General features: G+C 33.1%; 10 protein-coding genes and 1 tRNA gene. 4 read left to right on the forward strand and 7 right to left on the reverse strand.

All coding sequences use genetic code 11. From position 1 onward, the window contains the following. Positions 1–432, forward strand: a complete 432-nt coding sequence (locus ACIQ2L_RS05505; RefSeq protein WP_396157117.1) for a response regulator — start codon at positions 1–3, stop codon at positions 430–432. Between the two features lie 28 nt (positions 433–460). On the opposite strand, the gene rpsT is transcribed toward ACIQ2L_RS05505, so the two are convergent. The 3 genes from rpsT to proS form a co-directional block, all read right to left on the reverse strand. Next, the gene (rpsT, locus tag ACIQ2L_RS05510; protein ID WP_396157118.1) at positions 461–712 is read right to left on the reverse strand and encodes a 30S ribosomal protein S20; all 252 of its coding nucleotides are present in this window, start codon (positions 710–712) and stop codon (positions 461–463) included. Positions 713–737: 25 nt separating this feature from the next. Continuing rightward, positions 738–809: transfer RNA gene (locus ACIQ2L_RS05515), tRNA-Glu, on the reverse strand. Positions 810–887: 78 nt separating this feature from the next. Beyond that, positions 888–2,366, reverse strand: a complete 1,479-nt coding sequence (gene proS, locus ACIQ2L_RS05520) for a proline--tRNA ligase (protein WP_396157119.1) — start codon at positions 2,364–2,366, stop codon at positions 888–890. A 99-nt stretch (positions 2,367–2,465) separates the two neighbouring features. On the opposite strand from proS, the gene ACIQ2L_RS05525 reads away from it, so the two are divergent. From ACIQ2L_RS05525 to rimO, 3 genes are all read left to right on the forward strand, one after another. Continuing rightward, a complete protein-coding gene (locus ACIQ2L_RS05525; protein WP_396157120.1) occupies positions 2,466–3,413 on the forward strand; it encodes a hypothetical protein in 948 nt (315 codons plus the stop codon). Positions 3,414–3,484: 71 nt separating this feature from the next. Beyond that, on the forward strand, positions 3,485–4,999 hold the full coding sequence (locus tag ACIQ2L_RS05530; protein WP_396157122.1) for an OmpP1/FadL family transporter: 1,515 nt from the start codon (positions 3,485–3,487) through the stop codon (positions 4,997–4,999). A 121-nt stretch (positions 5,000–5,120) separates the two neighbouring features. Then, the gene (gene rimO / locus ACIQ2L_RS05535; RefSeq protein ID WP_396157123.1) at positions 5,121–6,422 is read left to right on the forward strand and encodes a 30S ribosomal protein S12 methylthiotransferase RimO; all 1,302 of its coding nucleotides are present in this window, start codon (positions 5,121–5,123) and stop codon (positions 6,420–6,422) included. On the opposite strand, the gene ACIQ2L_RS05540 is transcribed toward rimO, so the two are convergent. The 4 genes from ACIQ2L_RS05540 to ACIQ2L_RS05555 all read right to left on the reverse strand — a co-directional run bounded on the left by ACIQ2L_RS05540 (position 6,419) and on the right by ACIQ2L_RS05555 (position 12,609). After that, positions 6,419–7,246 carry a hypothetical protein gene (locus ACIQ2L_RS05540; RefSeq protein WP_396157124.1) on the reverse strand — a complete coding sequence of 276 codons (828 nt, stop codon included), beginning with the start codon at positions 7,244–7,246 and terminating at the stop codon, positions 6,419–6,421. The two genes, rimO and ACIQ2L_RS05540, sit on opposite strands and share 4 nt — an antisense overlap. A 31-nt stretch (positions 7,247–7,277) precedes the next feature. Next, positions 7,278–9,386, reverse strand: a complete 2,109-nt coding sequence (locus ACIQ2L_RS05545) for an ATP-binding protein (RefSeq protein ID WP_396157125.1) — start codon at positions 9,384–9,386, stop codon at positions 7,278–7,280. 164 nt (positions 9,387–9,550) lie between these two features. Beyond that, on the reverse strand, positions 9,551–11,092 hold the full coding sequence (locus ACIQ2L_RS05550; RefSeq protein WP_396157126.1) for an acyl-CoA carboxylase subunit beta: 1,542 nt from the start codon (positions 11,090–11,092) through the stop codon (positions 9,551–9,553). Between the two features lie 77 nt (positions 11,093–11,169). Beyond that, the gene (locus ACIQ2L_RS05555) at positions 11,170–12,609 is read right to left on the reverse strand and encodes an acetyl/propionyl/methylcrotonyl-CoA carboxylase subunit alpha (protein WP_396157244.1); all 1,440 of its coding nucleotides are present in this window, start codon (positions 12,607–12,609) and stop codon (positions 11,170–11,172) included. Position 12,610 lies beyond the last annotated feature (1 nt).

Here is a 12,610-nt window from a genome sequence, read left to right on the forward strand (position 1 = left end):
ATGTTGGATAAAATATTATGTGTAGATGACGATCTTATAACACTCATGATTTGTAGAAAAGTTGCTGAGAGAGTTGAATTTGCCAAAGAAATAATTACGGCAAACAACGGAGAAGAAGCACTACAATATTTTGACTCACTATTTGAAGAAAAGAAAAGTAATGATACTTTGATATATCCAAAATTAGTTTTTCTTGATTTAAATATGCCCGTAATGGATGGATGGGAATTTTTAGAAAGTTATATTACTAGAGATTATCAAAATGTTTTTAACTTAACAAGATTTATTGTAGTCTCTTCTTCTATTGACCCATATGATATTAACAAGTCTAAAACGTACCCTGTAATAGGTTTTTTATCAAAACCGATAACTAAAGAAATGTTGGAGAATTTAAAAACTCAAATGTCCCTAAATAAAAAAAGCACTCATTAGAGTGCTTTTTTATATTAAATAATTTCAACTATAGTTTTGCAACATGCTTAGTTAACTTAGATTTTAAATTAGCTGCTTTGTTATCATGAATGATATTTTTCTTAGCTAATTTATCAATCATAGAAACAACTGCAGATAATTTTGCAGCAGCATCAGATTTATCTGTGGCTAATCTTAAAGCTTTAATAGCATTACGAGTAGTTTTGTGTTGGTATCTGTTTAATACTCTTTTCTTTTCGTTACTTCTGATTCTTTTTAAAGCTGACTTGTGATTTGCCATTTTTTCTTTCTTTTATTTAAAATTGTAGCCCGTAGGGGAATCGAACCCCTCTTACATGGATGAAAACCATGCGTCCTAACCGATAGACGAACGGGCCATCTTTCTCAATGCGGATGCAAAAATACAACTATTTTTTATTTTCGCAATAGTGAAGGTAAAAAAAAATTATATTTTTTTAATACGCTTTTGCAAACAACACTCTACCAGTAGATTTACCTCCAGAAAAAATACACTTTCCTTCACTTTCAATCCTATCAAGTGGAATACAACGAATAGTTGCTTTAGTTAAATCCTTTACTTTTTCTTCGGTTTCAGGAGTTCCATCCCAATGGGCCGAAATAAAACCAGATTTATTTTCTAAAACCTCTTTAAATTCTTCAAATGAATTAACTTCCGTAATGTGTGAATTTCTATATTCTGAAGCACGATTAAACAAATCACTTTGTATCTGTTCCAACAAATTAGAAATATAACCAGCTATCCCCTCTTTTGATTTCACTTCTTTAGATAAAGTATCTCTTCGGGCAACTTCGAATGTTCCGTTTTCTAAATCTTTAGGACCTATAGAAACTCTAACTGGAACACCTTTTAGTTCCCACTCGGCAAACTTAAATCCAGGCTTTTGTGTAGTTCTATTGTCAAACTTAACCGAAATACCAAGTTTTTTAAATTGAGCCACTAGTTCATTAGCAACTACCGAAACAGCATCAAGCTCTTCGTCGGTTTTAAAAATTGGAACAATAACCACTTGAATGGGAGCTAAATTAGGTGGTAATACCAAACCGTTATCATCAGAATGAGTCATCACTAAAGCTCCCATCAAACGTGTAGAAACTCCCCAAGATGTTCCCCAAACATATTCTTGTTTTCCTTCCTGATTAGCAAATTTTACATCAAAAGCTTTGGCAAAATTTTGTCCAAGAAAATGCGATGTACCTGCTTGCAGTGCTTTCCCATCCTGCATCAATGCTTCTATACAATAGGTTTCTTCAGCTCCAGCAAAACGCTCTGTTTCTGTTTTTAATCCTTTAATTACCGGAATTGCCATAAAATTTTCAGCAAATTCTGCATAAACATGCATCATTTTTTCAGATTCTTCTATAGCTTCTGCTTTTGTTGCGTGAGCTGTATGTCCTTCCTGCCACAAAAATTCCGCTGTTCTTAAAAATAATCTCGTTCTCATTTCCCAACGAACAACATTTGCCCACTGATTAATTAATAGTGGTAAATCTCTATACGATTGCACCCAGTTTTTATAGGTTGACCAAATTATAGCCTCGCTGGTTGGACGAACAATTAATTCTTCTTCCAACTTAGCATTTGGGTCGACCATTAATTTACCTGGTTTATCGGGATCGTTTTTTAATCTATAATGGGTAACGATAGCACATTCTTTAGCAAAACCTTCTGCATTTTTTTCTTCGGCTTCAAACATGCTTTTAGGAACAAAAAGAGGAAAATAGGCATTACTGTGACCCGTTTCTTTAAACATTCTATCTAATTCTGCTTGCATTTTTTCCCAAATAGCATAACCATAAGGTTTAATAACCATACATCCTCTAACTCCTGAATTTTCAGCTAAATCTGCCTTGACTACAAGTTCGTTATACCACTTGGAATAATCTTCTGCTCTTTTTGTTAAATTTTTACTCATAGTATTTATTTGGCATAAAAATTGTTTAACTAATTTTAACTAAATAGTTTGGCAAAACTAACTATTTTTGTATAGTCCAACAATAAAAATGCTATAGATATGAAAACTTATTATTTTACTCGTAAAAGATTATCCATTTATGCACTATTTGGATTTCTTACAATTTTTATTTCCTCTTGCGGCTCTTATCAAAATAGTTCTTACTACGATAATGATGGCGTTTACGGAAATTCACAATCTAACAGAAAAGAAGTTACTACGAATAATTCTCAAAGTAACAAATATCAAGAATACTTTAGTGATTTAAACAAAGATTCTCAATCGTTTACGGGTCTTGATAATTATTCTACAGTAACAAACGATTCTGTTAAAAAAACTGAAAATTATAATTCGAATAACGCAAGTTGGGGAGATAATCCTCAAAGTGTGACTGTAACTGTTTATGACAACAATTGGGGTTTTGGATATTGGAATAACTGGTGGTACGGAAATTATTGGGGTTGGAATAATTGGTATGGCCCGAGTTGGGGTTTAGGATGGAATAGTTGGTACGGTCCTGGCTGGGGATGGGGCATTGGTTGGAATAATTGGTATGGTGGTGGCTGGGGTTGGAATAATTGGTACGGAAATAATTGGTGTGGAAATTACTATAATAACTATTATTATAATGGTGGCAGAAGAGGTAATTCCAATGCATATGCCTATAATGGAAATAGAACTGGGAGAAATTCAAGTTATAATAATATAAATGGAGGAAGAAGAAGTAATTTGTATTCTAACAATTCATCAACTAGAAATACCTATTTTAACAACAACACTAGATCTTCTACTAACTCCAGAAATTCAAATTATACTCCATCGAGAACTAATTCAAGAAATACTACTAATAGTAACTCTTCATCTCAACCAAGTAGAAGCAATACTCAATCTGCTCCTTCTCGTTCTTATACTCCTTCCAGTAATTCAGGATCTCGATCTTCATATGGAGGCGGTAGCTATGGCGGAGGTGGCGGTGGAAGATCATCTGGCGGCGGCGGAAGAAGATAAAAGTTAATACTACTAATATCTATGTTATTGTAATAAGTAGCATAGATATTTTTTTACTAAAAAATTAATCTATGAAAAAATATTTAATTCTCATCATTGCTGGATTAACTTTTTCAGCACTACAAGCACAAGAAACTACTCCCGAAGATGCTCTTCGTTATGCTGTTGAAAACTTAACTGGTTCCGCTCGATTTAGAGCAATGGGTGGTGCTTTTGGAGCAATTGGTGGAGACTTATCGGCTATTAATCAAAATCCGGCGGGCTCAATATTCTTCAATAACAACTTTGCTACTTTTTCAGGGTCAAATTATAATTCTAAAAATATTTCACGATATTATGGTACTTCTCGGACTGAAAATGACAATACCTTCGACTTAAATCAAGCGGGTGTTGTTTTTGTTTTTAAAGACACTAATCCCAAAAATGACTGGAAAAAATTTACAATGGCTTTTAATTATGAAAATAATAATAATTTCAACAATAGCATCTACTCTGCTGGTGTAAATCCTTATAATTCAATTGATAAATACTTTTTAAGATTTGCCAACGGTTTACCACAGGAAGGTGGAATTACGTTACAAACTTTAGAAAATGCTTTTTTTGAAAATTTGAATTTTATAGACCAACAGGCACTTTTGGGATATAATGCTTATATTTTTAATCCTGTAAGCAATGATAATAATAATTCGGTATATGTTTCCAATGTCCCAACTAACGGGAACTATTTTCAAGATAACTATACCATTTCCACTGGATACGACGGTAAATTTACAGCCAATTTTGCCACAGCTTATCAAGACAAATTATTTTTAGGGATCAATCTTAACTATCATTTTACTGATATTTTAAAAACCACTTCTGTTTTTGAATCATATGATACAGTTGATGCAACAACTGGGTTGCAATCAGTACAATTTGATACCCAGACGCGCTCTTGTGGTAGTGGTTATTCTTTTAATCTTGGGGCTATTGTTAAGGCAACCGAAAGTTTACGTGTAGGACTAGCGTATCAATCGCCAACTTGGTACAGACTTCAAGATGAACAAAGACAAGCTATTTATGCCAATTGTCCTGATTGCGGCAATAATAATCCAATTAATTTTAATCCAGGAGTTACGATGGTTTATGATTCTTATACTATTGAAACTCCCGGAAAATGGACGGGTAGTGTTGCTTATGTATTTGGAAAAAGAGCATTACTTAGTGCCGATGTTTCTACAAAAGATTACAGCAATACAAGATTTAGACCACAAAATGATTATAACGGATTGAATTCCTTTATGAGTAATGCCCTTCATAATGCCATTGAAGTTCGTATAGGTGGTGAATATAAGTACAAAGAATATAGTTTTAGAGGGGGTTATCGTTTTGATCAAAGTCCATATAAAGTGGATCAAACTTTTGGCGACCTGACTGGATATTCCACTGGTTTAGGTTACACTTTTGGCGATAGCAGAATTGATTTGGCTTACTCTTACGAACATAGAAATTTTAATTACACATTTCTCTCCTCTGGCTTAACTGATCCTGCAAGAGTAAGTCGATACAACAACAATATAACTTTAAGTTATTCTATGAATTTTTAACTGCTTTATAATCCTTCTCAAAACCATCTTACTAACGAGGATGGTTTTTTTATTTTTATAGAATTACGAACGCGATAATTTCAAATAAAAAAGAGTAATTTTGCAATCCAATTTTTAGCAAATGAGAACGAAGTCATTAAAGAAAAATAAAATCAATGTCATTACCCTAGGATGTTCAAAAAACACTTACGACAGCGAAGTTTTGATGGGTCAACTGAAAGCAAGTGGAAAAGATGTGGTTCATGAGCAAGAAGGTAATATTGTAGTAATCAACACTTGTGGTTTTATTGATAATGCTAAAGCGGAATCGGTAAATATGATATTGGAATATGCTGATAAAAAAGAAAAAGGTTTAGTTGATAAAGTTTTCGTTACGGGATGCTTATCCGAAAGATATCGTCCCGACTTAGAAAAAGAAATTCCAAATGTAGACCAATATTTTGGTACAACTGAATTACCACTATTGTTAAAAGCACTTGATGCTGATTATAAACATGAATTGTTAGGGGAACGTTTAACTACAACACCAAAAAACTATGCGTATTTAAAAATTGCTGAAGGTTGTGATCGTCCCTGCAGTTTTTGTGCAATACCCTTAATGCGTGGCAAACACGTTTCTCAGTCTATTGAAAAATTGGTGAAAGAAGCTGAAGGATTGGCAAAAAATGGAGTAAAAGAACTGATTCTTATTGCCCAAGATTTGACGTACTACGGATTAGATTTATACAAAAAAAGAAACCTTGCAGAGTTACTGGAAAACTTGGTAAAAGTAGAAGGAATAGAATGGATTCGTTTGCATTATGCTTTCCCTACTGGTTTTCCGATGGATGTTTTAGATTTGATGAAACGAGAACCAAAGATTTGTAATTATATTGATATTCCGTTGCAACACATTTCGGATAACATCTTAAAATCGATGCGTCGTGGAACAACTAAAGAAAAGACAACTAAATTATTAAAAGAATTCCGGGAAGCTGTTCCTGGCATGACCATCAGAACAACGCTAATTGTTGGTTATCCCGGTGAAACACAAAAAGATTTCGAAATCTTGAGAGATTGGGTACAGGAAATGAAGTTTGAACGATTGGGATGTTTTGCGTATTCACACGAAGAAAATACCCATGCTTTTTCTCTAGAAGATGATGTTCCCAATGAAGTAAAACAAGCTCGTGCAGCCGAAATCATGGACTTACAATCGCAAATTTCTTGGGATTTAAATCAAGAAAAAATTGGACAAATATTCAAATGCATTATTGACAGAAAAGAAGGGCGCTATTTTATTGGAAGAACTGAGTTTGATAGCCCAGATGTAGATAACGAAGTGCTTATTGACGCTTCTAAATTTTATGTGAAAACAGGAGAATTTGTGAATATCAAAATTATTGATGCCACTGAGTTCGACCTTTATGGTGAACCTGCTTAGTAATTTAGACTAATGGTGGCAATCAGAAAATTTTTACCAAATAATTCAGTGTTTTTTGTAGCTGCGTTATGGATATAATTCAAGGAAAAAGGCATTGCAATTCCTTTTCCTAAATCTATTTCTTTAGTGATTTTAATACCTATATTACAAAACGAAATTTGGTCATAATCAGCATAATTATAATAAGCAGCCTTATTGTTTAAAACCGCTCCAACAATTTGAGACAGCTCAATATTTCGCAGTACTTTCAAAGATGATTTATCAAAAAAAGAAAACGTATATCCCAACTCAACATAGGTTGTGAAATTTTGTTTGGGATTATCCCCATTACTGTCATAACGATAATCATTTCCAGCTACCAACGTGCTTATTGTAGCATTAAATGGGTATTTATAACCCTCTGAGAAATCAAAATACAAAATAGCATCTACAGTTTTTACACCATCTTTTCCGTAGTAAAAATAGCCATTATTGACACCATCCACTGTACTTACTGACGGCCAATAATAATCCCAAATTTGAAAATTTAAAAAGTCATTAATTTGATAAGATATATAGAAATCAATTTCTTGATAACCTTTATAAAATGACACTCCATCAGGATAAAAATAATCCTCTTTAAAATTGGTTGTTCCCCAAAAACCAAAAGTTAATTTAGGTGTAATGGCATATTCTATTGTAGGTTGTATTGCAAAATAATCTCCTCCCCAACATTGTCCTCGCCAAAGATAACGACTTACAAAATCTACCTTTAAAGTTAGCTTTTTCTCTTTTTCGACACTAATAGTGTCTGTTTTTGGTTGCGTATCCTGTGAAAATATCACGTTAGAAAAACAAAAAATTAGAAGCAGTAGCTTAATTTTCATTATAATTTTCTTTGTTCAAAAAAGTATTGATTAACTCAAATAAATTGTCCCGATTCAATGGTTTTGTGATGTAACCATTAAATCCTGCCTCTTCAATTTTAATTTTATCTTCTGATGATGAATACGCTGTTTGTGCAATTATTGGAAGATCTGGTCGAATAGGTCTAATTTGTTCTAGTGCTTCGAAACCAGTCATTATAGGCATCTTTATATCCATGAGTACCAAATCAATATTTGGATTATTGATACAAATATCAACAGCTTCTTGACCATTAATTGCTCTAATTATTTTATAGTTCTTATTCTGCATCATCTTTTGAAACAATAAGAAATTGATATTATCATCTTCGGCAATTAGAATAATCTGTTCTTTAGTTTTATTAATTTCGTTGTTATTGACCTGTTTTACGACTATATTTTCTGTAATAGCATACACTAATGGTATCGAAAAGTAAAAAGTTGAACCTTCTCCAATTTTTGAAGACAAACTAATCGTTCCACTTAGTAAGTCGATGTAGGCTTTTGAAATAGCTAGGCCCAAACCTAATCCACCAACTTTGACAGAAATGTCACTATCTACTCGTCTGAATCTGTCGAAAATATTTTTATGGTTATTTTCATCAATTCCCAAACCAGTATCTTTTACTGTAAAGTGAATTAATTTATTGTTTTCGTCAATTTCAAAACCTAGGGTAACCGAACCTTCTTCAGTAAATTTGATGGCATTGGTTAATAAATTAATTATGACTTGTTTGAGTTTTATTTCATCGGTTATAATATTAAACTCGCTTGAAGTTTTACTTTTTATCAATCTGAAATCAATATTTTTATTTTTTATCGTTATTTTGACCGTTTCATAAAGTTCATTAATACAAGATTCTAAATTTATGACCACATGATTTGGAGTAAGTTGATTCGATTCAATTTTTGACATTTCAATCAAATCATCAATAATAGAAACTAAATTTTTACCGCTTTTTTCAATTATATTTAGATAATCTACCTCTTCTGATTTGCTAATTTTTGTATTAATTATTAATTCTGTAAAACCATTGATGGCGTTCATTGGCGTTCTAATCTCGTGAGACAAATTGGCTAAAAACGAAGATTTTAATCTGTCGCCCTCTTCAGCTTTTATCTTGGCATTTATTAATTCAATTTTTTGATTGCTATTTTCTTCGAATAAGTCACCTATATAACTAAATTCTCCTGTAGTGTTCTTTAAATCTTTTATAGCATTTATATTCCCAGTTTCTAAAGCTCTTCTCACTAAATCCAGAGGGTAGTAAACCAACCTTCTTGTGTAAAATAAATTAATTAAAAGAGTGATGATAAAAGCAACAATTATAATATATAGGATACTGATAGCGTTCTCAAAATAAACTTCAAATTTTCTTTTAAATAAAAGATTTCCAATAAATTGGTTGTTATAATCTTTTAATACATATATTGAAGTAATTTCATTTTTAGACTTTGATAAATCTATACTACTATCCTTCAAAATTATTGATGAACTTGTTAATTTTTGAAGATTATTAATATACTGAATGTCAATTAATCTGACTACAAAAAAATAGCCATAAGTTGGTGTCTTTTTTTTTGTAGGGTCAATTGACGGATGAATTGCAGCACCAGTTACCTCTATTATTCCCTCTGGGATTTTCAAGTAGAATTTATTTATCCCAACTTTATCTAACAATTCCATTTCTTTTTTCGGAATAAAATCTATCGATTCAATTTTATCTGTTGGTGTTCTGATAATAAAATTCTTTTGGGCATCATAAACGCCTAAGTAATCTGCTTCATAGATTTCTAATTCATTATCGATACTACTATTATACCAGTTTATGTCTTTTGATTGGATAAATTTCACAAACTCATCCCAATTGGTATCATTATTTATAGCCACTAATATATGTTTAGCATTTACTTCAAGTAATTTATGGATTTCGTTATTAAACTGTTTAATTGAGGTATTATAAACTTGATTCTCAGCTTTTTTAGTATAATAAAATAGAGCAAAATAAAGTAAAATGAAAATTATACTTGAAGAAAATACTAACCAAAGTATTTTAGGAAAAGTCTTTTTTACTGTCATACAATTTTTGTAATTTAAACATACTTTATTAATTAAAAATAAACTATTAACATTGAAGTAATTATATGCCTTAAAAAAGTAATTAACAAGTTATTAAGGTTTTCGATTTACTTTTAGATTATTTTTTGTATTAAAAAAAACCGCCATTTTAGGCGGTCTAAATTCTATAAAGGTATATTACCATGTTTTCGTTTGGGTAATACTACTTCTTTATTCTCTAACATACTAAAAGCTTTTAGCAATTTTCTTCGTGTATCTTTTGGCAAGATAACCTCATCAATAAAACCTCTTCGTGCTGCCGTGTATGGATTAGCAAATAATTCGGCATATTCCGTTTCTTTCTCTAATAATTTTGCAGTAGGATTAAGTGCTTCACTAATCTCTTTTTTGAAGATGATTTCACTGGCACCTTTGGCACCCATCACGGCAATTTCAGCATTGGGCCAAGCAAAATTCATATCCGCACCAATATGTTTTGAATTCATTACATCATAAGCACCACCATACGCTTTTCGTGTAATTACGGTTACTTTTGGAACACTAGCTTCGCTTAAAGCATACAATAATTTTGCTCCATGAACAATGATTCCATTCCATTCCTGATCGGTTCCTGGTAAGAATCCAGGAACATCTACTAAAACTAATAATGGAATATTAAAACAATCGCAAAAACGGGTAAATCGAGCGGCTTTTATAGAACTCTTAACATCTAAACAACCCGCTAAAAACTTTGGGTTATTTGCCACTATGCCAATACTTCTTCCACCAAGTCTAGCAAAACCTACGACTATATTTTCGGCATAAGCCGCATGGATTTCAAAAAAAGATTCTTCATCAATAATCCCTTTGATAACATCATGCATGTCATAAGGTTTATTAGCACTTTCAGGAACAATAGTTTCTAGTTGCTCCCGAAATTCGTCATTAAGAACGTGAGGAATTTTTGGAGTGACTTCTTTATTATTTTGTGGAACATAACTCAAAAGTCGTTTTATGTCTTCCAAACATTCAATTCCGTTTGGGGAAGTAATATGCGCCACTCCTGATTTGGTGGAATGGGTTATTGCACCGCCCAATTCTTCCGCAGTAACTTCTTCATTCGTAACTGTTTTTACAACATTTGGCCCCGTCACAAACATATAACTGTTGTTCTCTACCATCATCGTAAAATCAGTCATGGCTGGAGAATAAACAGCACCGCCAGCACATGGTCCCATTATGGCAGAAATTTGTGGAATAACACCACTTGCCTGAACGTTTCTATAAAAAATATCGGCATAGCCTCCCAAAGACCGAACGCCTTCTTGAATTCGAGCACCACCAGAATCATTTAATCCAATCATTGGAGCACCATTTCGTAAAGCCATATCCATTACTTTACAAATTTTTTCGGCATGTGTTTCAGATAAAGCACCACCAAAAACAGTAAAATCTTGAGCAAAGATGTACACTAAACGACCATTTATGGTTCCATATCCTGTAATAACACCATCTCCATAATAGATTTCTTTTTCCATGCCAAAATCGGTAGTACGATGCGTAACCAACATACCAATTTCTTCAAAAGAACCTTCGTCCATTAAATATTCTACGCGTTCACGAGCGGTTAACTTTTTCTTTTCGTGTTGTTTTGCAATTCTTTTTTCACCTCCACCCAATTTGGCTAAAGCAATTTTATCGTTGAGTATTTTTATTTTATTTTCCATTATTTTTTTGTTTCAAGTTTAAAGCCTCAGGTTTCAAGTTCAGTCTTACTACTTCATACTAAAATCTTAATACTTTTTTAAATCGGTAATCGTAATATTTTTTTATCGACAACATATTGTTTCAATGCAATCATGGCAGCAATTTCAGCTTCTAAATCTATACTTGATTTAAGTTTTTCTGCGTCATAATAAGCCTTTACAAAACCAGTATCAAAATTACCTGAACGAAAAGCTTCGTGTTCCATTACAAATTTTCCAAAGGGTAATGTTGTAGCAACTCCTTCAACATGATAATTTTCTATGGCTTTAATCATCAATTCTATTGATTCTTCACGTGTTTTACCATAAGTCACAAGTTTTGATAGCATTGGATCGTAATAAATTGGCACATCCATTCCTTCTTCAATTCCGTTATCTACACGAATTCCTTCGCCAACCGGAATTTTATAGGTACTTAAAAAACCGACATTAGGTAAAAAGTCATTCATAGAATCTTCGGCATATACTCGAAGTTCCATTGCATGTCCGTTTATTTGTAAATCTTCTTGTTTGATGGTTAACGCTTCTCCACGTGCTACTCGAATTTGCAATTCAACCAAATCTAAACCTGAAATCATTTCCGTTACCGGATGTTCTACTTGCAAACGCGTATTCATTTCAAGGAAATAGAAATTGTGTTTATCATCCATCAAAAACTCTACAGTTCCCGCACCAAGATAATCGCAAGCACGAGCAACTTTCACTGCCGCTTCGCCCATTTCTTTACGTTTTTCGAGTGTTAAAATACTAGATGGCGCTTCTTCAACCACTTTTTGATGACGACGCTGAATACTGCATTCTCTTTCAAAAACATACAGTACATTTCCGTGACTATCCGCCATGATTTGAATTTCTATGTGACGTGGCTTGGTTACATATTTTTCGATAAAAACCGAACCATCTCCAAAAGCAGAAGTGGCTTCACTAATGGCTCGATTCATTTGTGATTCGAAATCTTCTTCTTTCTCTACGATACGCATTCCTTTTCCACCACCACCCGCAGAAGCTTTTATCAGAATCGGAAATCCAACTTCTTTGGCAGTCTTTTTAGCTTCCTCTAAATCCGTTATAGCGTGGTCAACTCCTGGAACCATCGGAATATTAAACTTCATAACGGCTTCTTTGGCTGCTAATTTACTTCCCATCATTTCAATAGCTTTCGATTTTGGTCCGATGAAAATAATATTATTTCTTTCGCATTCCTCCGCAAAACCAGAATTCTCACTCAAAAAACCATACCCAGGATGAACCGCATCAACGCCCAAATCTTTACAAACTTGGATAATTTTATCACCACGCAAATACGACTGACTAGAAGCCGCTTCACCAATACAAACTGCTTCGTCGGCCTGCTTTACGTGAAGCGCATTTCTATCGGCAGTCGAATAAACTGCAACTGTTTTGATGCCCATTTTTTTGGCCGTTTTCATTACTCTAATGGCAATCTCACCGCGATTTGCCACTAACATTTTGCTTATT

The organism is Flavobacterium sp., assembly GCF_044369455.1.
Taxonomy (GTDB): Bacteria; Bacteroidota; Bacteroidia; order Flavobacteriales; family Flavobacteriaceae; genus Flavobacterium.